Annotated in this window: 17 protein-coding genes, 2 tRNA genes and 1 pseudogene; 6 read left to right on the forward strand and 14 right to left on the reverse strand. The window is 43.0% G+C overall.

Features of this window, described 5'->3' with window-relative positions; all coding sequences use genetic code 11:
• Positions 1–69 precede the first annotated feature (69 nt).
• The 8 genes from dnaE to mutS all read right to left on the reverse strand — a co-directional run bounded on the left by dnaE (position 70) and on the right by mutS (position 12234).
• Positions 70–4452: a DNA polymerase III subunit alpha gene (gene dnaE, locus CJ305_RS08200; RefSeq protein ID WP_099645776.1), complete on the reverse strand. Its 4383-nt coding sequence runs from the start codon at positions 4450–4452 to the stop codon at positions 70–72.
• Positions 4453–4674: 222 nt separating this feature from the next.
• Positions 4675–5121 (reverse strand): ferritin-like domain-containing protein, encoded by a 447-nt coding sequence (locus CJ305_RS08205; RefSeq protein ID WP_099645777.1) that lies wholly within the window; start codon positions 5119–5121, stop codon positions 4675–4677.
• Between the two features lie 173 nt (positions 5122–5294).
• Positions 5295–5741 (reverse strand): ferritin-like domain-containing protein, encoded by a 447-nt coding sequence (locus CJ305_RS08210; RefSeq protein ID WP_099645778.1) that lies wholly within the window; start codon positions 5739–5741, stop codon positions 5295–5297.
• Positions 5742–5944: 203 nt separating this feature from the next.
• Positions 5945–8377: a zinc-dependent metalloprotease gene (locus tag CJ305_RS08215; RefSeq protein ID WP_099645779.1), complete on the reverse strand. Its 2433-nt coding sequence runs from the start codon at positions 8375–8377 to the stop codon at positions 5945–5947.
• Positions 8378–8449: 72 nt separating this feature from the next.
• Positions 8450–9049 carry a hypothetical protein gene (locus tag CJ305_RS08220; protein ID WP_099645780.1) on the reverse strand — a complete coding sequence of 200 codons (600 nt, stop codon included), beginning with the start codon at positions 9047–9049 and terminating at the stop codon, positions 8450–8452.
• Between the two features lie 267 nt (positions 9050–9316).
• A tRNA-Leu gene (locus CJ305_RS08225) sits at positions 9317–9400 on the reverse strand.
• A 42-nt stretch (positions 9401–9442) separates the two neighbouring features.
• Positions 9443–9517, reverse strand: a tRNA-Gly gene (locus CJ305_RS08230).
• Between the two features lie 89 nt (positions 9518–9606).
• Positions 9607–12234 carry a DNA mismatch repair protein MutS gene (gene mutS / locus CJ305_RS08235; protein ID WP_099645781.1) on the reverse strand — a complete coding sequence of 876 codons (2628 nt, stop codon included), beginning with the start codon at positions 12232–12234 and terminating at the stop codon, positions 9607–9609.
• 179 nt (positions 12235–12413) lie between these two features.
• Here mutS and CJ305_RS08240 point away from each other — a divergent pair, with 179 nt between their 5' ends.
• Positions 12414–12953, forward strand: coding sequence for a TrmH family RNA methyltransferase (locus CJ305_RS08240; protein WP_099645782.1), 540 nt, complete (start codon positions 12414–12416; stop codon positions 12951–12953).
• A gap of 116 nt (positions 12954–13069) precedes the next feature.
• The gene (locus tag CJ305_RS19735) at positions 13070–13204 is read left to right on the forward strand and encodes a hypothetical protein (RefSeq protein ID WP_262490570.1); all 135 of its coding nucleotides are present in this window, start codon (positions 13070–13072) and stop codon (positions 13202–13204) included.
• A gap of 4 nt (positions 13205–13208) precedes the next feature.
• On the opposite strand, the gene CJ305_RS19785 is transcribed toward CJ305_RS19735, so the two are convergent.
• Both CJ305_RS19785 and folK read right to left on the reverse strand, forming a co-directional pair.
• Positions 13209–13895: a deoxynucleoside kinase gene (locus CJ305_RS19785; RefSeq protein WP_317044000.1), complete on the reverse strand. Its 687-nt coding sequence runs from the start codon at positions 13893–13895 to the stop codon at positions 13209–13211.
• A 45-nt stretch (positions 13896–13940) separates the two neighbouring features.
• Positions 13941–14333 (reverse strand): annotated as a pseudogene (folK, locus tag CJ305_RS19790) (2-amino-4-hydroxy-6-hydroxymethyldihydropteridine diphosphokinase); the annotation flags it as partial.
• Positions 14334–14429: 96 nt separating this feature from the next.
• Here folK and CJ305_RS08250 point away from each other — a divergent pair.
• Both CJ305_RS08250 and CJ305_RS08255 read left to right on the forward strand, forming a co-directional pair.
• Positions 14430–15164, forward strand: a complete 735-nt coding sequence (locus CJ305_RS08250) for a queuosine precursor transporter (protein WP_099645784.1) — start codon at positions 14430–14432, stop codon at positions 15162–15164.
• A 53-nt stretch (positions 15165–15217) separates the two neighbouring features.
• Complete coding sequence (locus tag CJ305_RS08255; protein ID WP_099645785.1) at positions 15218–17884, forward strand: AsmA family protein; 2667 nt, start codon at positions 15218–15220, stop codon at positions 17882–17884.
• 58 nt (positions 17885–17942) lie between these two features.
• On the opposite strand, the gene CJ305_RS08260 is transcribed toward CJ305_RS08255, so the two are convergent.
• Positions 17943–19907: an OmpA family protein gene (locus tag CJ305_RS08260; protein ID WP_223248832.1), complete on the reverse strand. Its 1965-nt coding sequence runs from the start codon at positions 19905–19907 to the stop codon at positions 17943–17945.
• Positions 19908–20106: 199 nt separating this feature from the next.
• Between CJ305_RS08260 and CJ305_RS08265 the strand changes: the two genes are divergently transcribed.
• Positions 20107–20667, forward strand: coding sequence for a nitroreductase family protein (locus CJ305_RS08265; RefSeq protein ID WP_099645786.1), 561 nt, complete (start codon positions 20107–20109; stop codon positions 20665–20667).
• 12 nt (positions 20668–20679) lie between these two features.
• On the opposite strand, the gene CJ305_RS08270 is transcribed toward CJ305_RS08265, so the two are convergent.
• Positions 20680–21954 carry a metal-dependent hydrolase family protein gene (locus CJ305_RS08270; protein WP_099645787.1) on the reverse strand — a complete coding sequence of 425 codons (1275 nt, stop codon included), beginning with the start codon at positions 21952–21954 and terminating at the stop codon, positions 20680–20682.
• Between the two features lie 11 nt (positions 21955–21965).
• Positions 21966–23099 carry a DegT/DnrJ/EryC1/StrS family aminotransferase gene (locus CJ305_RS08275; RefSeq protein ID WP_099645788.1) on the reverse strand — a complete coding sequence of 378 codons (1134 nt, stop codon included), beginning with the start codon at positions 23097–23099 and terminating at the stop codon, positions 21966–21968.
• Between the two features lie 229 nt (positions 23100–23328).
• Here CJ305_RS08275 and CJ305_RS08280 point away from each other — a divergent pair, with 229 nt between their 5' ends.
• Complete coding sequence (locus tag CJ305_RS08280) at positions 23329–24570, forward strand: 3-deoxy-D-manno-octulosonic acid transferase (RefSeq protein WP_099645789.1); 1242 nt, start codon at positions 23329–23331, stop codon at positions 24568–24570.
• On the opposite strand, the gene CJ305_RS08285 is transcribed toward CJ305_RS08280, so the two are convergent.
• The gene (locus CJ305_RS08285) at positions 24552–25208 is read right to left on the reverse strand and encodes a DUF2461 domain-containing protein (RefSeq protein WP_099645790.1); all 657 of its coding nucleotides are present in this window, start codon (positions 25206–25208) and stop codon (positions 24552–24554) included. The two genes, CJ305_RS08280 and CJ305_RS08285, sit on opposite strands and share 19 nt — an antisense overlap.
• Between the last annotated feature and the right edge of the window lie 131 nt (positions 25209–25339).

A 25339-nucleotide genomic window follows, 5' to 3' on the forward strand; every position in this document is an offset into this window, starting at 1 on the left:
CGGGACAGATTGCAGCTAATAGCCCGCCCCCGCCTCATGCGGGGGAACGCCCAAATTATCTCTTTACAGTTAATTCAATTTAAAACTAAAGCGTTGCGCATTTAGCTCGTGCAACAGGGCGCTGCTTATTTTAACTTTTTTCTTTCGGCTGGGCATTTGCAAGGCGATTTTTTCGTCACTTTCAAACACATAAAAATGCAAATTATGATCGCCGCGGTGGTTAAACAGGGTTTCTCTTAGCTGGTCTATACGGGCGCTTTGCACTTCCTTTAAATCGAGGTTGATCGTGAGTTTTTTACTAAACGTCTCCATCACGTCCTGCAGCTGCATAAAGTTGTTGAACTGCAAACGGGGATCGCCTTTTTTGCCGGTATCACGGTTCGTCCATCCCTCGCGTACAAACACGCGCATATGCACAAAGGAGTTGGGGATTAGAAAATGCCTGAACTTGAGGTACTCCTCGCCAAACATTCTAAACTCAAAAGACTCGTCAAAATCTTCTACCGTAAAGGCAGCCCAGCCTTTTCCGTTTTTGGAAACCCGGTGCTGCACGTCGCTAATCACCCCGCCAATGGTGAGTTCGCGGTTGAGGTGCTGCTCCAGATTGTTAAAATCACTGATTTTGCCGTTGCAAAAGTTTTCCATTTCCAGTTTAAAATCATCGAGCGGGTGCCCCGAAATGTAGATACCCACCACTTCTTTCTCGCGGCGCAATTTTTCCATCGTGCCCCATTCTTCGCAGGGCGGTACCAGGGGCTCGGGGATCTGCACTTCGCTGGCTTCGCCAAAAAGACTTACTTGCGCCGAGTTTTCATTTTCCTGAAACTTGGCTCCGTATTTTACCGCTTTCTCCAGGAAGGTGATGCCGTCGCCCTCATCTTTAAAATACTGGGCACGGTGGGTCGCGGTAAAGCTGTCAAAGCCCCCGGCAAGCGCGAGGCTTTCAAAGGCTTTTTTATTGGCTGCCCGCAGATCGATGCGTTTCGCAAGGTCAAATACCGAGCGATACGGACCGTCTTTCCGGTTTTCAACAATGGTTTGTACGGCATTACCGCCCACACCTTTAACGGCTCCCATCCCAAAACGGATGGCACCGCGGTCGTTTACGGTAAATTTTCTAAAGGATTCGTTGACATCAGGGCCCAAAACCTCGAGCCCCATACGCTTACACTCTTCCATAAAGAAGGTGACCTGCTTGATGTCGTTCATATTGTTTGACAGTACCGCCGCCATATATTCGGCAGGGTAGTGCGCCTTGCAATAGGCGGTCTGGTAGGCAATCCACGCGTAGCAGGTAGAGTGCGACTTGTTAAAGGCGTAGGCTGCAAAAGCTTCCCAGTCTTTCCAGATTTTCTCGAGTATTTCACGCGGATGCCCGTTTTTCTCCCCACCGTCGAGAAACTGGGGTTTTAATTTTTCAAGCAGGGCAAAAATCTTTTTACCCATCGCCTTCCGCAACACGTCGGCATCACCCTTACTGAAGCCTGCCAGACTCTGGGACAGAAGCATCACCTGCTCCTGATACACCGTGATCCCATAGGTTTCTTCCAGGTATTCCTGCATCGCGGGCAGGTCGTACTGAATCTCTTCTTCCCCGTGTTTCCGCGCGATAAAGCTGGGGATGTATTCCATAGGTCCCGGGCGGTACAGCGCGTTCATCGCAATAAGATCTTCAAACACCGTAGGCTTTAAGGCCTGCATGTGTTTCTGCATTCCGGGCGATTCATATTGGAATATCCCTACGGTATCCCCGCGTTGAAAGAGTTCGTAGGTTTTTTGATCATCAAGCGGAAAGTTATCGGGATCGAGGTCGATGCCGTGCTTGTGCTTCACCAATTTTACGGTGTCTTTAATCAGCGTAAGGGTCTTTAGACCCAGGAAGTCCATCTTTAGAAGTCCTGCTTCTTCCACGACCGAGTTGTCAAACTGGGTGACGTAGAGATCGGAATCTTTTGCGGTGGAGACGGGAACGAAATTGGTAATATCATCGGGTGTGATGATCACCCCGCAGGCGTGAATCCCCGTGTTACGCACCGAACCTTCCAATTGGCGCGCCTGGCGCAGGGTTTGTCCCTCCAGGTCATCACCTTCGGCAAGATTGAGCAGTTCGTTAACCTTTACCAGATCGTCTGAACGGAATTTCTTCTTGAGATCAGCCTCGCTTTGCCCGAATATTTTCGCCAGCTTAGACATATTGGGGATCAGCTTGGCGATACGGTCTGCATCGCCCAGTGGCAGATCGAGTACCCGCGCGGTATCGCGAATAGACGACTTGGCCGCCATAGTACCGTAGGTGATGATCTGCGCCACCTGATTGGCCCCGTATTTATTGATTACATAATCCATAACCCGGCTGCGGCCCTCATCATCAAAATCGATATCAATATCGGGCATACTCACCCGGTCCGGATTGAGGAAACGCTCAAACAGCAGGTCGTACTTGATCGGGTCAATGTTTGTAATCCCCAGACAGTAGGCGACTGCAGAACCGGCAGCCGAACCCCGGCCGGGACCTACCGAAACATCCATATTACGTGCCTCGCGAATAAAGTCTTCCACAATAAGGAAATATCCCGGGTAACCCGTGTTTTCGATAACACTCAGCTCAAAGTCGAGGCGCTCCTTGATTTCGGGGGTGATTTCTTTGTAGCGTTTTTTAGCACCTTCATAGGTAATGTGCGCCAAGTATTTGTTTTCCCCGCGCTTGCCGCCATCCAGTTTATCTTCTTCAAACTGAAATTCTTCGGGAATCTTAAAGGCGGGTAAGAGTACATCTCGTGCCAGTTCAAAGGCTTCAATCTTATCAACCACTTCCGAAACATTGCTGATGGCTTCGGGCAAATCGGTAAACAGGGCCTTCATCTCGTCTGCCGATTTGAAGTAGTACTCTTCATTATCAAGTCCAAAACGATAACCCCGACCGCGACCTTTTGGTGTTGCCACCTTTTCACCATCCTTTACACAAAGCAAGATATCGTGCGCTGCGGCGTCTTCCTTGCTGATGTAAAAGGTGTTGTTTGTAGCAACCAGTTTGACATTATGTTTTTTGGAAAATTCCACCAAAGTAAGATTTACCCGGTCTTCATCTTCCTGCCCATGGCGCATCACCTCGATGTAGAGGTCGTCGCCAAAAGTTTCCTTCCACCAAAGTAGCGCTTCTTCAGCTTGTTTTTCGCCCACATTCAGCACCTTGCCCGGTACTTCCCCATAGAGGTTACCGGTAAGCACGATGAGGTCTTCTTTATAGCGCTCTACAATTTTTCGGTCTATACGCGGCACGTAGTAAAACCCGTCTGTGTAAGCGATAGAGGCCATTTTGGCCAGATTGTGATAGCCTTTTTTGTTTTTGGCCAAAAACACAATCTGATAGCCGTTGTCTTTTTGACTCTTATTGGTGTGGTCTTCACACACGTTAAGCTCAATCCCTACAATGGGTTTGATGATGGTTTCGGTGGGTGTTTCACCCGCTTCTTCCAGTTGTTTGTTTTTTGCTGCGGCAGCCTTGTTATGGGTACTTAGTGCTTTCACAAAGTGGAAAGCCCCCATCATATTGCCCATATCGCTCAGGGCAACTGCAGGCATTTTTTGACTTTTGGCCGCTGCCACCAGATCGTGAACGCTGGAGGTAGACTGAAGGATAGAAAACTGGGAATGGTTGTGCAGGTGTACAAAATCTACCTTGGCCAACTGCTCCTTGTTTTCCTTAATTTCTTCCCTTGAAATATCGGCCTGATCTGCTTTTTGCAGGGTTTTGCGTATTTCTTTTGAAGCTTTTTTAAGGTTGATGTGCTTCAGCCCGATGAATTCTATAGGCTGTGGATTCTCCCTGTCAAACTTCTCAAAGTATCCAGCAGGAACGTCGAGTTGCTCCTGGGTGAAAATGCGACGGCGCACCAGTTCAAAGAAGCAACGCGTGGTTGCCTCAACGTCTGCGGTGGCGTTGTGCGCCTCAGCAAAAGGCTGGTTAAACAGGTACTCGTGCAGTTCGGTTAGGGTAGGGAGTTTAAAACGCCCGCCACGCCCTCCGGGAATCTGGCAAAGTTGTGCGGTGGTTTCGGTACAGGTATCGAGAACCGGCAATTCCTGCAGCTGGTTAGCCACGTCAAGCCGATGAAATTCGGCGCCCATAATATTCACGTCAAAACCCACATTCTGACCTACAACAAATTTGGTTTTCTCTAAGGCTGTTTTAAATTTCCCCAGAACTTCTCCTAAAGGCAAACCGTCGCGCTGGGCGAGTTCGGTAGAAATACCGTGTATACGCTCGGCATCAAAGGGAATGTCAAAACCATCAGGACGAATTAAGTAATCCTGATGCTCGATACACTTACCCATCTCGTCGTGCAGTTGCCACGCGATCTGTATGGCGCGGGGCCAGTTGTCAGAATCGGTGATGGGCGCATTCCAGTCTTTGGGTAAGCCGGTGGTTTCAGTATCAAATATGAGGTACATCGCTGATTGTGTTTGAGTTGCCCCGATGTTTCGGGAATGAAATCTTTTCGCGAAAGCGAAAACTGCTAAACGTTTAAAATTATAGAAATGCCTTCGCTTTATAAAGAAATCTTCTCAGCAGTTATCAACGGATTTAGACGAAACAAAAAAACAGCCCTGACAAAACTGTCAGAGCTGTTTTTCTGGCGAATTAATCGCCGGCTAATTCAAATATTGGGGCTTTTACGCCATAATCTCAAATGCTTTTACTTCTTCTAATGCACTCTTGATGTGATCGCGCTGCACTTTTAAAATGGATTCAGTCGTTGGCGGTAAGTTTGGCTCTTCAAGAATGTTATTATATTCTTCGATCGCCATTTTCTCACCTCTGATAGTTTCTTCTAAAATAGCTTCTTCACTATCACTAGATAAGGTTGACTTTACATTCATCCATACTCGGTGCGCATCGCCGGCTAAGCTGGTTCCCTTATCGGGGCTTTCGCCATATACCTTAATTTCATTTTTCAGCTGATGGCCAAAATCATAACGTTCTTTGGCTCTCGCATTGAAATATTCTTTTAAAGTATTATTCTTTACGTTTTCTGAAGCCAACTTATATCCGGCTTCTGCATCGTAATTCTTGGTTAGTAATTCATTTAATTTATTCGAAATTTTCTCTGTATACTTCATCTTCACTCTTCTTTTAAATTATCGAAACATTTTTGGTTAGTAGTAAACGCGTTTCGTTAACGTTCATATTTAATGTAAGGGATTAAGTGTCTGATTCCAAATTAATTAAGAGGCTTTAACGTTATAGCGCAAGCTTTAACATCAATTGGGAAAATAAATCCCAGATACCCGGCCTATGCTGTTACTTCTAAGGCTTTAGCTTCATTTAGCGCTGTTTTTACGCTGTTGCGTTGGGTAGCCAAAATGGTAGCAGTAGAAGTTGGTAAATCGGTATCTTCAATGATCTCGTTGTATTCTTCTAAAGCTGCTTTTTCGCCTCTAATGGCTTCTTCCAGCACAGCTTCATCCTTATCTGAAGAAAGTGCGGTTTTAAGATCCATCCATAAACGGTGAGCGTCACCGGCAAGGCTGGTACCTTTATCGGGTTCCTGTCCAAAGCCTTTTAATTCTGCTTTTAGTTCGTGTCCAAAATCGTAACGATCCTGTGCACGGCTCAGGAGGTAGGATTTAAGCGCCGCGTTTTTTACTTTTTCGGCCGCTTTTTTATAACCGGCTTCTGCATCATAATTCTTTTCTAATAACTCATTGAGCTTTTTGCCCATTTCTTCTGAATAACTCATAGCTTAATATTTTTAAATTTTCTTGCCCGATTTCCTCGAACTTTTCATCAAGTTACGTCTGTTTGCTTCAGCTAAAATCATGATTAACAGGATTTAACCCGTTTTAAGGGGAATTAACAGCAGCTTTAAGAGTATTTCTGTTAAAAAAATAACGCGCTGCAAAAGCTGCAGCGCGTTACCGGTCGAACTATAAGAGTGTGCTTCTAATTATTTTCAAAAGCCAGATCGATACGGGCGATTAAATCTTCATAATGCAGGCGGGTCATCCCGTCTGAAGTCGCGTTTTTGCGATTTCTTAAATCATTTCGCAGTCGCGAAAGCGTGCCACGCATCAAGGCACTTACGTCTGATTTCAGGATTTCATCATCATTAGCTTTTTCTTTATTGATATAGTCTGAAGCGATATCAATAAAACTGCGTTGCAGGTTTCGTCGGTAGGCATCGGTTTTTTGACCTCGATACAACTCGCTGAAAATTCCTGTACGTAAATCGGTCATCAACTCCAGCGGAGTGTAAGCAGCAGCACCGTTGTTTTCGGTATTTTCAGCCATACGGTTTAGGCGGCTTGTGCTCAAAAGACCATTCAGTGCCCGCGATTGAAGGCTTTCTATTCGCTCGATGGCACCGGTTGATTCAATTCGGTTTAAAAGCGTTTCATTTAATAACCAATCCGGAGTTGTAAAGGCGTGATCATTTAAAAAACGCACGGCCCGCTCCTGAATTTCTTTAGGCACCGGCTCGTAAACCGCTCCATCCTGATCTGCCGTTTTGATGGTCTCGTAGTAACCGCCCACATTGGTAATGACGTGGTAAATATACCCACGCCATAAACCGGTAAGTTCGCCATAGACTTCATCGAGACTGTCATAGTCATAACCGTCTTTAGTCGTCCAGTCAATCAGATTAGGCACTACTTTTTTGAGATTAGCCAGACCGTATTCGCTGGCTTTGATGTTGTCGTCACCTAAACTCTCGGTTTGGGAGCGTGGGTCAACGCCGTCTGAACTGCCAAACTGATACCAGGGGTTGTCTGCCTTGTCCAGGATCCATTGGTCCAGAGTTTCCTTCTCTGCTTCAGGAGAATCAGCTTCGGGTAAGTAGCGGTATCCCCAGTTTACGGCATACATATCGTAAGGTCCCATCATGCGGATGTAGCGAACCCCGTCATCACCGGGTTGCGCCACGTAGTTAACCCGGGCATAATCCATTATAGAAGGCGTGAGGCCGTACTTTTGGGTAAACGAAGCCACGCGCAACGAATCGGTAGGATAGGCCGAGCTGGCCTTCATATTGTGCGGAAGGCCAATGGCATGACCTACTTCGTGAGCGATGACCATACGCATCATTTCGCCAATTTCCTCTTCGGGAGTGTTGAGCGTGCGGGCATCGGGATTTTGAGCGCCGGCTTCAATCATAAAACGGTTACGATAGGAGCGCAGGTGGTTGTGGTACCAGATTACATCACTTTCCAGAATTTCACCTGTTCGCGGGTCTGCAACAGAAGGTCCTACGGCGTTCCGTGTGGTGCTGGCTACATAGCGTATAACCGAGTAGCGCACATCTTCCGGACTGAACTCAGGGTCTTCTTCAGCAGTTGGCGGATCTTTGGCAATGATGGCATTCTTAAAACCGGCGCCTTCAAAGGCTTTATTCCAGTCTTCAATACCCTGCTTAAAATACGGGCGCCACTTCATTGGAGTTGCGGGATCCAGATAATACACAATAGGTTTTACGGGTTCAACGAGTTCGCCGCGCTTATAGGCTTCTATATCTTTTGGCACCAGTCTCCAGCGTTTCAGGATTCGGTAATCGTCAGATTTGAGTTCGTCTGAATCGTAATCGTATTTTCTAAGCGTAAACCAGCCTACACGTGGGTCTGCCAGTCGCGGTTGCATTTTATCATCGGGAAGTAGAATCATAGACTGATTCATCAGGAAGGTCAAAGTCCCGGCCTGATCGCGTGATGGTGGATCTTCGGCCTCATAGGTCATTACATGTTTAACCTCGATATTCATAGGATAGGCATTTGCCGATTCGATATACGAACGGTCGCTGTCGAGTCTTTTGATGCCGTATTGCTTGCGGCTTCGGGAAGATACCGGGTTAATTGCACTGATATCTTTACTGAAGAAATCGGTGATGTCTACTACGGCCGAAGAATCTTTGGAAAAGGTTTTGATGTCTGCGCTAAATAAAATGGGGTAGAAGTTGTTAGCCAATACCGATTTGGTAATGGGGCTTTCGGTATCGCTTTCATTTTCAAAACTGATGACTTTTACATCAACTTTATTTCCTCTGCGTTCCCAGCGAATAACCTGCTCATTTACTTTAGAACCGGCATTCACATAACCACCGCCGTATTCTGAAGGTACTTTAGCAATACGGCTCACGAGCAACATATCTTTATTAAGTAGCGAGTCGGGAATCTCGAAGTATAATTTCTCATCTACACGATGGGTGGTAAAGAGTCCGGAGTCAGAGACTGCTTCTTTGGTAATCACCTCATTATACAATTTGAACTTGGAATCTTTGGTTTTAGCCTTTGCAGCATCGGCTGATGCGGTGGCTTTTTGTTGTGTTTTACAACCCAAAGAAAGCAGGGTCGCAAAAGCGACTAGAGTAATACGTTTCAGCATAAAATAATTTTTGCTGCTGAAGTTACTCAATTCGTGTTTAAAATACCCTTAAATTTAAGCCTAAAGGAGTAATTAATAGTAGTGTCTCAGGCAGAACGCGTAGGTCTGAGAAAGTTCTCTCAGCTTTCGGCTGAAGTCCTTGTCTAATTCTGCCTTACCTACTTCTTTACCGTCGCTGGCTTTTGCACTGTAGCTGTGCACTAAATCTTTCTTAAATAGTTCGGCTTCTTCCTCAGTGATTTGTGCACGTAGATTGCACGCATATTTTTTTGATCTCCCAAAATTTTCAGCTGGCGTCTCAAGTTTAAGGCTTAGTTCCTGATCATTTTTAAAATGGAAGGTAATCTGGTCGCCAGAATTTAGTGCTGTAAGTTTTTGGCGTAAGCCGAAAATGATATAGTGCTGATCTCTGATCGATTGAAACCCGATGTGGATTTGATTATCATTTTCAGGAGTAAATTTATTGGATTTGGAAGTGCGGCTGCGTTCAAAGTAAAGTCCTTTACCTTCTGGTGTTTCTTCAATAACCAATATAGAGTGTCCTCCGAAAATATAGCGTTTAGCCTTACTAATCTCTTCTGTGGTGATAAGATAATTGGGCGCAAATAGGATATGACGCTCCATATTCTTATCTAAGGTGTCATTTCTTTTAAAGAGGTTTGAAAAAAACATAGGGGTTCAGGGATTTAGTATAAAAGAGACTTTATTAAAGTTCTAAAATGCCGGTGATTCAACGGGGCAATTCTAAATCCGGAGTTTGGTAGGGGCTGTCCGGGCTTTAAATTAATTTTTCTCAGTTTTTAGCATTAATTTTTTACAAATATACAAAAGCCAAAAATTACAAGTAGCTATAAATTTTTACAGATTGATCAATTTTATAAACATTAAATACGTTAAAAATAAAAAACCCTCAAAATCAAAAGATAGTGAGGGTTTAAGTACTCGGGACGGGACTTGAACCCGTACGAACTAATGTTCATTGGATTTTAAGTCCAACGTGTCTACCAATTCCACCACCCGAGCCGGGCTTTTAAAAAAAAACTCCATGTCAAATGGAGTTTCTACTGGAGCGAAAGACGGGATTTGAACCCGCGACCCTCACCTTGGCAAGGTGATGCTCTACCCCTGAGCTACTTTCGCATATGTGCCAGACCTAACGTCTAATGCGGATGCAAATTTACAAGATTTCTTTAATCTGCAAAGTAAAATTCCTAAAAAAATAAAATTGATTAAGAAACCTTGTTTTTTGAGCTGCGCACCAGCATACGTTTGATTTCATTGAGCTTCATTAGGGCTTCAACGGGAGTGAGTGTATCTATGTCAGTATGAAGTATTTCGTCTTTAATTTCCTCCAATAGCGGGTCATCCAGATTGAAAAAGCTCAGCTGCATTTCGTCTTCGGTTGCTTTGGCTAAAGCTGATTTTTGATCTTCCTTGCGTGTTGAATTTTCGAGTTGCACAAGCATTTTATTGGCTCGGTGCAATACCTGTTGAGGCATACCGGCCATTTTGGCCACGTGTATTCCAAAGCTGTGTGCGCTACCGCCTGGAACCAGTTTTCGCAGAAACAGCACATTGTCTTTGAGTTCTTTTACCGAAACATTAAAATTTTTGATGCGTTCAAAAGTCTTACTCATATCATTGAGCTCGTGATAATGCGTCGCAAATAAGGTCTTTGGTCTGCCGGGATGCTCGTGCAGGTATTCGCTAATCGCCCATGCGATCGAAATGCCGTCATAGGTACTCGTGCCCCTACCTATCTCATCCAGTAAAACCAGACTGCGTTCTGAAAGGTTATTTAGAATACTAGCTGTCTCATTCATTTCAACCATAAAGGTAGACTCACCCATCGAAATATTATCACTGGCCCCCACGCGGGTAAAAATGCGGTCTACAATTCCTATTCGTGCAGCTTGTACAGGCACAAAGCTTCCCATTTGAGCTAAAAGCACGATGAGTGCCGTTTGTCTCAGGATGGCGGATTTACCAGACATGTTTGGTCCGGTAATCATAATCATCTGTTGTTCTTTTCGGTCTAAAAAGGTGTCGTTGGCTATATAAGGTTCTCCCAGAGGCAGCTGTTTTTCGATAACCGGATGCCGGCCTTCTTTGATTTCCAGATCAAAAGATTCGTCAATTTCGGGCCTAACGTAGTTATTTTCTTTTGCGAGGCAGGCATAAGATCTCAGGCAGTCCAGTCTTGCGATGGTATTGGCATTGGTTTGTACGGGTTCAATAAATTGTGTAATCCATGAAACAAGCTGGCCAAAAAGTTGCTGTTCAATACCCAAAATACGCTCTTCAGCCCCTAAAATTTTAGCTTCGTATTCTTTAAGCTCTTCGGTAATATAGCGCTCTGCATTCACTAAAGTCTGCTTGCGAATCCATTCCTGAGGGACTTTATCTTTGTGGGTGTTGCGCACTTCGATATAATAGCCAAATACGTTGTTTGAAGCAATTTTTAAGGAAGTAATCCCGGTGCGTTCGGTTTCCCGTTGCAGCATTTGATCCAAATAATCTTTACCGCTGGTGGCAAGACCGCGTAATTCATCAAGTTCTTCGTGAAATCCCGGGGCGATCGTGTCTCCTTTTAAAACGCTTACCGGTGCTTCTTCGTTCAGGGTTTCTTTTATTTTGGAACGCAGATGTTCGAGGTTGTTTATTTTGTTAGCCAGCGTTTGTAAAGCCTCATTCTCAGATTGTGAAGCCAGGGCTTTAATGGGAACCATCGCTTCCAGCGAGTTCTTAAGCTGAATAACTTCACGAGGGGTCACTTTTGCTGTAGCCACTTTGGAAATAAGCCGCTCTACATCGCCAATTTTTTTGATGTGCTGGGAAAGCTTGTCATAAAAATCAGGATGTTTCAGCATATATTCTACCACCTCCAGACGCTCTTCAATGGCGGGTATCGACTTAAGTGGAAGGGCGAGCCAGCGTTTGAGTAAGCGAGAACCCATAGGAGAGATGGTCTTGTCAATAACATCAAGCAGGGTGATGGCTTTGGCTGAAGTACCCTGGTATAATTCGAGATTTCTGATGGTAAAGCGATCCATCCAGATGTAGGCATCTTCAGCAATACGGCTTATGCGTGCAATATGCTGTAGTTTATGATGCTGGGTTTCGCTGAGGTAATGCAGAGCGGCTCCCGCGGCGATAATACCTTCCTCCAGATGCTCAATGCCAAAACCTTTTAGCGATTTGGTATTGAAATGTTTGTTGAGGCTTTCGTAGGCAAAATCGGTTTGAAAAACCCAGTCCTCCTGAAAAAATAAGTGGTAATCTGAGCCAAAATCCTCTTTAAAATCTTTTTTATGTTTTTTACTGATGAGTAATTCGCTGGGGCTGAAATTTTGAAGCAGCTTATCGATGTAGGCCACATCACCCTGAGTGGTTAAAAATTCGCCGGTTGAAACATCAAGAAATGAAAGACCCAATAGTCTTTTGCCGTAATGCAGCGCTCCTAAAAAGTTATTGCTTTTGGCCTGAAGTACCTCGTCATTGAGCGCAACTCCCGGTGTTACCAGCTCGGTAACGCCACGCTTTACGATCGTTTTGGTTGCTTTAGGGTCTTCGAGCTGATCGCAAATCGCCACCCGGCAACCTGCTTTTACCAGTTTGGGCAGGTAGGTGTTGAGCGAATGGTGCGGAAAACCTGCCAGTTCGGTGCGCTCGCTGCCGTTATTTCTGTTGGTAAGTATAATGCCCAGAATTCCGGCAGCTTTTACAGCATCTTCTCCAAAAGTCTCATAAAAATCACCCACTCTAAACAAAAGCAAGGCATCGGGATATTTGTGTTTTATCCCGTTGTATTGTTTCATAAGCGGTGTTACCCCCTTGCTTTTTCCTTTTTTAGCCATAAAAAACTGCGTTTTTTGCAAATTACCGAACTGGCTAAAATTAAAAAATCAACGCTTCCTCAGGGTGTTTTAATCCCGGGAGTTATTGTTTTTTTTCAACAATAGTAAACCTGATGTAGATTCTGTTTTTCGCGGAAAACTTTACGAAAGATCTAAGCGGCATTGGTTATTTTTGCAGGATGAATCGAAAGTTAAAAAACAGCGAACTCGATCGCAAAACGGTAGACGAGTTTAAGTCGTCAAGCAAAAGTCTGGTAGTAGTGGTGCTTGATAATATACGCAGTCTCAATAATATTGGTTCGGTTTTTAGAACCGCAGATGCTTTTTTAATAGAAGCAATCTATTTATGTGGAATTTGTGCACAGCCGCCGCATAAGGATATCACCAAAACCGCTCTGGGCGCTACCGAATCTGTTGCCTGGCACTATTATAGTTCGACTTTAGATGCGGTAAATCAACTTAAAAAAGAAGGTTATACCATTATTTCAATCGAGCAGGCAGAACAGGCAGTCATGTTGAATGATTTTAAGATAGCAGATGATGAGCGCTACGCTATTATTTTTGGTAATGAGGTAAAAGGCGTGGCGCAAGAGGTGGTCAACATGTCTGATTATGTCATTGAAATTCCGCAATCAGGGACTAAGCATTCCTTAAACATTGCCGTAAGTGCCGGGGTTGTTTTATGGGATTTTTACGCCCAAACAATTTTAAAAAGTTAGAAAAAGGGCTAATTATTGTTAATAATCATAAAGCTTTCCTAAAGTTTCTTTAAAAGCGGGCTGAGTCACAATTTTAAGGTGAAGATTTGCGTTACCAACTTTAAAATACCCAACTCATGAAAGCTAATGATTTTCACTACGATTCGTATCAGAGAGGCAGCAAGGATGGCCGAAAGCTGGGCATCGCTGTAGGTGTCTTAATCGCTACGGCGGTTATGATTATTTTACTTGCCTTGATTTACTACAGATAGGAGTTCAACTAAACTGCCTTAGAATACTTAAATAGTCTTCCCGGTTTTTTACAAAGTCAAGTTCTGAGATGTCTATAATTTTCACATTATCCTGAGCTTTGTTTTTTATCCAGTTGAGATAGCCCTGATTGATTTTAAGCAGGTAATCTTCAGAAATGTTTTGCTCGTAATCCCTTCCTCTTTTTTTAATATTTGCTAATAAACGCTCGGTGTTTTGGTAGAGGTAAATGTATAAATCTGGCTTTACCAGTTCTTTATACATAATCTGATGCAGTTTTTTATAAAGCGCATATTCTTCTTCTGCCAGGGTTACCCGTGCAAAAATGAGTGACTTGTAGCTGTCGTAGTCGGCAATCATAAAGTCTTTAAATAAGTCATATTGACCTATGTCATCCAGGAGTTGCTGATAGCGATCGGCTAAAAAAGACATTTCAAGCGGAAAGGCATACCGCGCCTGATCTTCATAGAATTTAGGTAAAAAGGGATTGTCTTTAAAGCGTTCCAGGATCAGCTTGGCATTAAAATCTTCAGCAATCATCGTTGATAGCGTGGTTTTACCGGCGCCAATATTTCCTTCAATAGTGATGTAATTGAAGTTACTGAGCGGGAATTCCTGCTGTGGATTTCTGAGCCATCTGGATTGTCTTTCCAAAGAGGCTTCGTCAGGTGATGCTTTTAGCAACTCTTCCATACTCTGGTTAAGAACCGGATGCCTTAAATCTTTAGCTATATCGCAAAGCGGAAGCAAAACAAAATTACGCAGATGCAGTCTGGGGTGCGGAAGGATTAGGGCTTGAGATTCAAGAATTTGATCCTCATAAAAAAGCAGGTCGATATCTATAACACGGTCTGCATACTCTGAAGTATTTCCGCGTTTACGACCCAGTTGTTTCTCAATTTCAAGGCAGGTAATTATAACATCCTCAGCCTGAAGGCGTGTGCCGATACTTAGCGTGCAGTTGAGATAATCCTGACCTTCATATCCCCAGGATTTAGATTTATAAACCGGTGAAATCTGCTTGATAACACCAAGTTTGTTAAACAGTAAATCAACTGCTTTTTGCAGATTATCAAAGGAGTTTCCCTGATTGCTTCCCAGAGATAAGTAAATGTTTTGTAGCGAGTTAATAGGAGTGTGTGCTTAATATATTTTAAGAGCAATTTAAGTAAAAGCCCTTTACATTCTGCTAATTTTGACAAGAACCAAAAGCAAATCAAAACAAGATTGACGCAAGAGACCTTAAACCAGCGCGATGCACTTGCGGCCTACCGCATTTATTTTATTCTGGGAGCTCTGTTCATTTGTTCTCTGGTAGTTTCTAACCTTATTTTTCAGAAGTTTTTTTACTGGGATTTTTTCGGATTGTATCGTTTTGAGATTTCAGTGGGTATTCTACCCTATCCCATTACCTTCTTAATAACCGATTTAATCAGTGAAATTTATGGGCAGAAAAAAGCCAATCAGGTAGTAACCGCGGGCATCTTTGCTTCAGTTTTTTCGTTGTTAATTGTATATACCTCGGCTATTGTGCCTGCTACCAGCTGGTCTCCGGTAGATAATGCGCTTTTTGATAAAGTATTTGGAGCTACTGTAGTTGCCGTTATGGCGTCTATGATGGCGTATTTGTTTGCGCAATATATAGATATTCAGCTTTTTCATTTTTGGAAAAAGCTTACCAAAGGCAAGCATCTCTGGATCCGAAATAACTTCTCCACCTTTTTCAGTCAGTTTGTTGATACGGCTACTGTATTGCTTTTACTGTGCAGTTTCGGTAAAATAGACTGGGCGCTTTTTGGCTCCTTACTGTTAAGTGGTTTTTTATTCAAAGTTCTGGTTGCTATTTGTGATACCCCGTTTTTATATCTGGGCGTGTTTTTATTTCGCAAACGCTTCAATTTAGCTCCAGGGGAAGAAATAGGTAGTGATGTTAATCATTATCAACAGATCGAAGAGGTCTAGTAATCAATGAATGTAGGCCGCTATGACAGGCGGCATTTTTAAGTAAAAAAAAGATGAAAAAGATATTTAAAATACTGGCAATTGTACTGGGCGTTGTCTTACTAGCCCTTATTGCCGCTCCCTTTTTATTTAGGAGCCAGCTTGAAGATCTGCTCAAGCGATCTATCAATGAAAATCTCAATGCTACGGTAGATTGGGAAGAATTCGACCTAACCTTATTCAGTAGTTTTCCCGATGCAACGGTACAGGTAAAAAACTTCACGGTGATAAACCACGAACCTTTTGCAGGAGATACCCTGGCAGCAGGCGAGTTGCTCGAGCTTGAGATGGGAGTAAAGCAGTTGTTTAAAACTTCAACAGATAAGCCTATAGCAGTTGATGCAATTGCCTTAGACCGGGCTTATGTAAATATTAAAGTAGATAGTCTGGGTAACGCCAATTACGACATAGCTAAAGAAAATCCGGGTGCGGTTAACGACACACTTGCAGATCAGTCCGGGAGTTTTGTTTTTGAAGTGCAGGAATATGCGATTACCAATTCGCGCATTAATTATCTTGATGAAAGTACTAAAACCTATTTACGGTTACGTGAAGTGAATCACGAGGGGAGTGGTGATTTTTCGGCAGATGTCTCTAATCTCACTACCAAAACCAATGCGTTAGCATCTTTTGATTTTGATGGTGTAAACTATTTAAACCAAAACAAAATCGCCCTGGATGCAGTGATTGAAATGAATTTGCCCCAACAGCGCTATACGTTTAAAGAGAATGAAGCTTTAGTAAATCAGCTTCCCCTTGTTTTTGAAGGATTTGTTCAGGTTAATGAAACCAACAATGAGCTCGATCTTTCATTTAAAACCCCATCAAGCGACTTTAAAAACTTTTTGCAGGTAATCCCGGAGGTCTATGCCAAAAATCTGGATGGGGTGACCACAACCGGAGATTTTATTGTGAATGGCCGTATTAATGGTGTTGTTGATGAAGAGCGTATCCCGATGTTGAATATCGAAATTCAATCCAATAACGCCTCATTTAAATATCCTAATCTGCCCAAAACGGTACAGGATATCATCATTGATGCGCGTATTGTGAATGAGACCGGTAATGTCGACGACACCTATTTAGGCTTAAACAATTTGAATTTTAGAATAGATCAGGATGTTTTTAATGCTAAGGGAACTATCAAGCGACTCACGACAAATGCACTTATCGATTTGGCCCTTAAGGGAAGACTTAACCTTGCCAATCTGGAGAAAGCTTACCCTCTTGAACTGGAGCAGGATATTAACGGAATGCTAACCGTAGATATGACTACTTCTTTTGATATGGAAAGTGTAGATAAAGAACAGTATCAGAACATTAAAAGTAGCGGAACTGCAAGCTTAAAAGATTTTAAATACGTATCGCCAGAGTTACCGAATGCGCTAAACGTAGCAGAAGCGAATCTAAGTTTCAATCCGGGAACGATAAGTCTGCAAAATCTGGAAGCTCAAACCGGAAAGACGGATCTTAGTGCTAAGGGTAGTATTGAAAACCTGATTCCGTTTTTGCTTTCCAAACAGAACCTGAAAGGCCGTTTTACGGTAAATTCAAATACCGTTGATTTGGCGGACTTCAGTGTAGTTGAAGAGCCTGTAGCTTCTGATACTCCCAAAACGCAAACGGCAAAAGCTTCGGCAGAGACAGCGATTAAGATTCCATCATTCCTGGATGCGGGGATTGATTTCGCAGCCGGAACGGTAATTTACGATAACATCACTTTAAAAAATGTAAAAGGAAATCTATCCGTTGCTGATGAGACCGCCCGTCTAACTAATATACAATCTGATCTTTTTGGTGGAAGGATTGCACTTACCGGAAATGTAAGTACTAAGACGGCAACTCCAACTTTTGGGATGGATTTAAACCTAAGTAGCGTAAGTATTAGTGAATCTTTTGAAGGTTTGGAAATGTTTCAGCAATTGGCTCCTATCGCAAAAGCCCTTCAGGGAGCTTTAAACACGACTATTACTTTAAACGGAAATCTGAATGATGACCTTACTCCCGTGCTGACCAGTCTTGCCGGGAATGCTTTAGCACAATTGCTTACCGTTGAAGTAAATCCTGAAAAAATGAAATTACTTCAGCTGCTTGACACCAATTTAGAGTTCATCAACCTCGACAGGCTCGACCTCAGTAATCTAAAAACCCAATTCAGTTTTCAGGATGGCCTGGTTACCGTAAAACCTTTCGATTTCAACATCAAAGGAATTAACGTGGGCGTGAGCGGTACGCATAGTTTAGAAAATACGATGAATTATACCTTAAATCTGGATGTGCCGGGAACCTATTTAGGATCTAAACTAGGAGGTGCCCTCGCAGGTTTGAGCAATCAAAATCTGGATCAGTATACCGTAGACCTTCCTATTAAACTAACCGGCAGTTTTACAAATCCTCAGGTGGGTGTCAATACGCAGCAGGCTGTTTCAAGCCTCACTCAACAGATCATCGCCACCCAAAAGGAAAAATTAGGTCAACAGGGAGAAGATAAAATCAAAGATGTTTTAGGCGGAATTTTGGGTGGAGGTGCAAAACCTAAAGATTCTACACAAACCGGAACGACCCCAACAAAAAGAGATAGTGTTATCCAAAACACGGCATCAAAAGCAGTCAAGGATGTATTGGGAAGTTTGTTTGGAAAGAAGAAAACCGTGCAGGACAGCACAAAATCAAACAACTAAACGCTAAGGTTTTAGTTAAAAAAAGCTTCAGGCTCCTCAAGAACCTGAAGCTTTTTATTTAATATTCAATTACTATAAACTCAGATCTTCGGTTTAATTGGTGCTCTTCTTCAGTACAATCAACCCCGTTAGAACACTCATTTTTAAGTTGGGTTTCTCCGAAGCCCTGCCCGCTAATACGTGAGGGATCAATTCCTCTGCTTACAATGTAATTTGCAGTTGCTTTAGCGCGCTTATCTGACAGGGTCAGGTTATAGGCATCTCCACCACGGCTGTCTGTATGTGCCCGTACTTCCACTACAAGAGTAGGGTTTGATTCCATCACTGCCAGTACTTTTACCAGCTCTAGTGCGGCGTCAGGTCTTATATTGAAGCGGTCAAAATCAAAATAAATAGGTGCAAGATCTAAAAGTTTAGCCAAGTCATCTCCAGGATTTATACGGGTGATTCTTGGTTCGAGATTAAGATCAACCGTTTTGCTTTTATTTTCAAGTGGAGTTGTGACGAGTTCTTCTGCAGAATAATATTCGGGCTCTTCGGCTCTGATCAGAATTTCAGTATTACACAGTGGGTTGAGTTCGTATTTACCGTTCTCGTCCACATCAGTTGTTTGTAAAACATTGCCATCCAGATCAAGCGCGCTTACCGTAGCGGTAGCGATAGGTAATAGGGTCTGGGCATCTCGAATAGTCCCTACGATACTTGTGCGACATTCGGGTATTACTTTTATTGTACGGGTGAATCTGAAAATATCATCGCCTCCCATCCCAAAATACCGATTGGTAGAAAAGTAGCCGGTATTACTAAACTCATCTACGATAAAAGCAAAATCGTCTTGCGGACTGTTTATGGGTTTGCCCAGATTAATGATGTAGGCAATATCTCCGTTTTTGCGGGTGGCGGCCACGTAAATGTCTAATCCTCCGAGTCCCGGTCTGCCGTCAGAAGAAAAATAAAGATTACCTTTTTTACTGATGTATGGAAAGTTTTCGCGGCCTTCTGTATTGACCTTGGGTCCCAGATTACGAGGCTCGCTGTATTCATTATCGCCTGAAATATCAACTACCCAAAGATCAGAGAAGCCGGTTGTGCCGGGCATATCTGAAGCGAAATACAACTTTTTATTATCGGGGCTTAGAGCCGGGTGCGATACCGAGTATTCATCATTGTTAAATGGAAGTTCTACGGGATCAGACCAGCTGTCTCCGCGCTTTTCAGACTTATAGATTTTAAGCCTGATTGTTCCATTTTTATCTGTGCGCTTTACACCCTGCGCATAATTGTTACGGGTAAAATAGATGGTTCTGCCATCGTTGGTAAAAGCCGGCGAAGACTCATGATATCGGCTGTTAAGCTTATCTGCAAATCTTTCGACGGTGCCAAGTTCACCGGTCTCCCGATCTATTGGAGCCTGATAAAAATCAAGAAAAGGCTCATTATTCCACTTGTGTACGTATTTCTTCGTTGTTCCCGTGTCCCGTGACGAAGAGAAAATGAGCTTGTTTTCGTAAAACATAGGCCCAAAATCTGAATAACGGGAGTTGGTTCTGCGCAAATTTTCAACCTCATATTCACTATCAGAATAGCTTATGTCTTCCAGATAATCAGGCTCTTCTTCAAAAAGCTCGGCACGGCTGTCTCCGCCTTTAGCTTTTCTGAAAGCTTCCATAATTTCATCAGACTTGCTGTAATTCTGAAGCGCTTTTAAGGCCTGCGCATAACGGAATAAATGTTCGGGAGAGACAGCGTCAGGATAGCGGTCTACAAGTTTTGCATACCACTGCGCGCTTTCTTCGTATTTAGCGTTGAAATAGTAAGAGTCTCCTAGTTTTTGAAAAAGTTCTGGCGATTCATAGCCATCACCGGCAAGGCGCAGATAGATTTTCTGAGCATCTATGAAAGCGTAGCTTTCAAATTTTTTATCCGCTTTACTTAATTCTTTCTCCTGAGCCTGAATTGTAAACAAGCCGCTGAAAACGAATAACGTAAGAAGCAGAATTTTGAAGTTGACCTGCATGACCATATAAATAGGTTCAATTTTAGATTTAGGGGCTGTAAATATCACGAAATTAATGGAATTAATGAGATTTTACACGTAAAAAACGTCTATATCTTAAGGGGGTTTTTCCTGTTTATCATTGTTTTAGCTATTGTTATTCCCTTATTTAATAAAAATTGAAGCCATTTCTTACTTTTGAATTCACCTATTAAACTAGTAAAGCTTGAGACTTTTAAATATACTAAAATCACGTCGTTCTATTTTTCCCAATCAATTTACGAGCCAGAACCTGAGTAAAGATCAGATTTTGCAATTACTGGAAGCAGCAAACTGGGCTCCGAGTCATCGAAAAACCAATCCATGGCGGTTTAAAGTGTTTCAGGGAGAATCATTAACTCTTTTAGCTGATAAGATCACGGCTGCCTATACGCGTACCACTCCGGAAAAGAATTTTTCGTCTTTTAAACTGAAGAAAAGTGTTGAAAAAGTGATGAGTAGTGGTGCTGTTATTGCCATTTGTATGCAACGCGATCTAAAAGACCGCGTTCCCGAATGGGAGGAAATTGCGGCTACGGCGATGGCTGTACAAAATATGTGGCTGTTGACCGGCGAGTTAGGTTTGGGTGGCTATTGGAGTTCCCCGGGTTACATTAGTGATATGCAGGAAGAACTAAAACTAGCAGAAGGTGAACGCTGCCTGGGCTTTTTCTATCTGGGTGAATACCGGGATGAAAATCCTCAGGGAGATCGTGAACCGATTGAAGATAAAGTAACCTGGTTTTAATAAGATTACTACTTATTCCTTCACAACAACCTCCCCATTTTTCATTACAAAGCTCACATTAGTAAGCGTGCTGATATCTTCAAGGGGATCGTTGTCCACGGCAATGATGTCAGCTTTGAAGCCTGTGGCGATTTGACCAAGATCTTGTTCAGCCTTTAAAACCACTGCGCTGGTAAGTGTTGCACTTTGAATGGCTTGAAGCGGTGTCATTCCGGCTTCAACCATATAGATAAATTCCTTTGCATTTTCACCGTGAGGGAATACTCCGGCATCTGTTCCAAAGGCAATAGGAACTCCTTTTTTGTAGGCCATCGCAAATGTTTTTTGAAGTTGCGGACCTATTTCAAGGGCTTTGGGCACAATCACTTCCGGATAATAGCCTTTTATGAGAGCCTTGTCTGCCACGTACTTTCCAGCGCTTAGTGTAGGAACATAGTAGGTGTTATATTTGACCATCAGATCAGCGGTTTCTTCACTCATAAGTGTGCCGTGTTCAATAGTTTTTACTCCTGCCTTGATGGCGCGTTGCATGCCTTCATCGCCGTGGGCATGTGCCGCAACCTGAAGATCATAATCTTTACCCGTTTGCACGATGGCTTCAATTTCTTCTGAGGTAAACTGCGGGTTTTGACCGTTTTTAGCGACACTGAGTACCCCGCCGGTAGCCGTAATTTTGATCCAGTCGGCTCCATTTTTATACCGTTGGCGCACGGCCTTACGGGCATCATCTGTATTATTTACGACACCTTCTTTAGGTCCGGGATCGTTCATAAGTTCTTTTTTGTATCCGTTAGTGGGGTCGGCGTGACCCCCTGTGGTTCCAATGGCTTTTTCTGCTGTAAAAATTCGTGGGCCAGTAACTTTGCCTGTATTAATAGCATTACGTAAAGAGACATTAATGCCGCTGCCACCCAGGTCCCTTACCGTGGTAAAGCCCGCCATTAAGGTTTTTTGAGCATACAGCTGCGCATTGTAAGCTACATCGGCATCGTTTAGGGTAAAAGTTTCCAGATATTTCGTTGGACTGGTTTCGCTTTCAATATGCACGTGCATATCAATGAGACCGGGTAAAAGGGTTTTATTCTGAAGATTGATAATAGTGCCTTTACCAAACTGATATCCGTCAAGTAGGTCTGCAATCGTATCTGCTTTTACGACAATCGTTTTTTCCTTTAGCATTTTGCCGGATTTTACATCCAATATTTTACCCGCCTGAATGTATGTGGTTTGTGCTAAAGCATTGAGATAACAAAAAGTTAGGGCGATAAAAACAAGTACGTTGCGCATAGTTTCAGGTTTTAAGCATTTAAATATTCCAGGATGCTGTCACAGATGTATGCAATCTGCTCGTCATCCAGTTCGGTATGCATAGGCAAAGAAATAACCTCTTTCGCCAGTTGATTAGTTACACTAAAATCGGCTTCATTGTAGCGAGAATCTGTGTAGGCTTTTTGTCTATGTAACGGGATGGGGTAATATACTCCGCAAGGGATATCTTTCGAATTGAGGTGTTTTACAAGCCCATCGCGATCGCAGTCCTTCAGTCTCAAGGTATATTGATGAAAAACATGACAATCACATACATCGCAAATGAGCGGAGTCGTTATTTTATCGTGATCTTTCAGTCTTTCGGTATACTTACGAGCCGATTCTCTTCTCTTGGCGTTGTACGTGTCCAGATGAGGCAACTTTGCCCGAAGCACTGCTGCCTGAATCGAATCTAAACGCGAGTTTACGCCTACCACATCGTGATGATAGCGCTCGTACATACCATGATTCACAATGCCTCTCAGCGTATGAGCCAGATCATCCTCGTTGGTAAATATTGCACCGCCGTCACCGTAGCATCCCAGATTTTTTGAGGGAAAAAACGAAGTGCTGCCTACGTGACCGATGGTTCCTGTTTTGACTTTTGACCCGTCTCTGCGGGTGTAATTGGCGCCAATACCCTGAGCGTTATCTTCGATAACAAACAGGTTATGCTCGTCAGCGATTTCCATAATGGCATCCATATCTGCAACCTGACCAAAAAGATGAACCGGTACAATGGCTTTTGTTTTAGGGGTAATCGCTCTTTTGATGGCCTCTACGTCAATATTGAAACCGTAAGGATTGACATCAACCAGTACTGGTGTAAGCTGTAAAAGTGCAATAACCTCTACAGTTGCTGCAAAGGTGAAATCGGCCGTGATGACCTCGTCGCCCGGTTTGAGCCCCAGACCCATCATAGCAATCTGCAGGGCATCGGTGCCGTTTGCGCAAGGGATGACGTGTTTCACATTTAAATACTCCTCAAGTTCTTTTTGAAAACCGTGAACCTCAGGGCCATTTATGAATGCTGTGGTATCTATAACTTCCTGAATTGAGCGGTTTACCTGCTCTTTTATGGGTTCGTACTGACCTTTAAGGTCAACCATTTGAATTTTTTTCATCTAGTAAAATTTTGCCAGGCCTTTTAAAATCAAACGCTGATTGGGGCTGGGCTTTGTCAACTATTTAGGGGCCTCTTAAGGGCTGGTATTAATTTATTGATGCCGAAAAAATAGAACTAAGAATGGCAATTAAGCCTGTAAATAAGAAAATCTTCGGTATACGAAAGTACGAAATCTGCACCCTATACCCAATGTCTTTTTTTGAGGAAAAGGCTACTTTTACGCCGGTATGCGACAGCTCTATTCTTTTTTTATACAGGTCTTTGAATGGCTTTTGCCGGTTTTAGGGTTCTTTAGTGCTAAGCTGAAGGAATTCAGGCAGGTACGTCAGGGTGTTTTTTCCAGATTAAAATCAGATCTTAATCCAGGTGATCAGGTGATATGGGTTCATGCGGCCTCTCTTGGAGAGTATGAGCAGGCGGTTCCTGTACTTGAAGAGCTTCGCAAAAACTATCCTACCGCTAAAATCGTTCTCACTTTTTTCTCGCCATCGGGATATACCATTCGTAAAAACACACCTCTTGCCGATGTAGTCACTTACCTGCCTTTGGATACCCCGGTAAATGCGAGGAAATTTGTAAAACTGGTCAACCCCAAACTGGTGCTCTTTGTGAAATATGAATTTTGGCCTAATTTTTTGGAGGAATTGAAAACTCACGACGTACATACGTTGCTTATTTCAGGGATTTTTAGGGAGAGTCAGCCGTTTTTTAAGTGGTACGGCAGCTGGATGAAGCAGAGTCTTAATACGTTCAGGCATTTTTTCCTTCAGAATAAAGAATCATTGAAAGCTTTAAAAAAAATGGGTTTTACCAATGCATCGGTAAGCGGAGATACCCGTTTCGACCGCGTATCAAGACAGCGTACTTATGACAATTCGCTACAATTTATAGAAGACTTTAAGCAAGATCAATTGTTATTGGTTTGCGGAAGCACCTGGCCTGAGGATGAAAAGCTGTTGATTGATTTTATAAACAGTACGAGCATCAAGGTAGTGGTTGCTCCCCATAAAATTGATGCCGAGCAAATAGCAGACTTTATTAAACAGCTTAAGCGAAAAAGCGTCAACTATTCAGACTACAAACAAAAAGATTTGCCAGAGGCCGAGGTTTTAATCTTAAATCACGTGGGACTCCTTACTAAGGTTTATGCATACGCAGATATAGCCTATGTGGGCGGAGCTGCGGGTACGACGGGTCTGCATAACATTTTGGAACCGGCAACCTTCGGTATTCCCATAATTACAGGTACACATATCGATAAATTTCCGGAGGCACAGGATTTACGAAGGCTCGCCGGACTTTTCACTGTATCTGATGCAACCGAAACTGAGACTTTACTTAATAAACTGGTTTCTGAAGAAGATTTCAGAAATCAGACCGGAATGATTGCCGGTCATTTTATCTCCAGTCAGACGGGTGCAACTCAGGAGATCATGAATTATCTGAACTCTCAGACGCTCACTGCCTGATTGAGGTACTTGCGAAAGGGCAGCATTTCCTTATAAACATCAACTACAATTCGTTCAAAGTCATCACCGGTCACTATTTTCTGAGTAAGATCATATTGCACAGCAAATGATTTCAAGCGCAGCAATTCTATATACTTATGATCCTGTGAGAAACCTTTTGGAGCTGTTTTCAGGCTATCGCCATCATCTATCAGACTGCCAAATTTCTTCTTAAACGAGGGTTTCTCCAGAATTTCAATAAACTCTTCGCCATTGTAATCAAGAGCCTGTCTTATGCTATGCAGCAGGTCATTTTTCGGTTTATAAAACCCGCCAGCAATAAAACTTTCTGAAGTTCCCAGATGAATATAAAAGTCTCCGTGGTTTGGAGCCATATCGAGTCCTGCACCAAAATGGTCTTTATATACAGGTTTGTTGGGATGGTAGAGCAGGTTGTTGTTAATGCGGTTAATGGCTTTCTTGCCGGTGGTGGGATGATAATCAGGATCTACTTCTGCAAGCCGCATATCCATTTTATTTAACCAGTCAATGTAAAAATCACGTACTTCGTGATATTCACCGCGGTGTTCATCCATCCATTCTTTGGCGTTATTTTTCTGCAACTCCCGTAGAAAATCATACAATTTATAAAAGCTCATTTTTCCACTAAAATTAATTGTATTCCCTCTGGGAAAGGGCTAAAACACACGTATTTAACGCATTGTTAAGCTAGTTTTGGCAATCATTTATAATTGTGATCTGCCCACGAAATCAAAATCCTGCTACTTTT

The organism is Leeuwenhoekiella nanhaiensis (genome assembly GCF_002744755.1).
In the GTDB taxonomy this organism is placed as follows: Bacteria; Bacteroidota; Bacteroidia; order Flavobacteriales; family Flavobacteriaceae; genus Leeuwenhoekiella; species Leeuwenhoekiella nanhaiensis.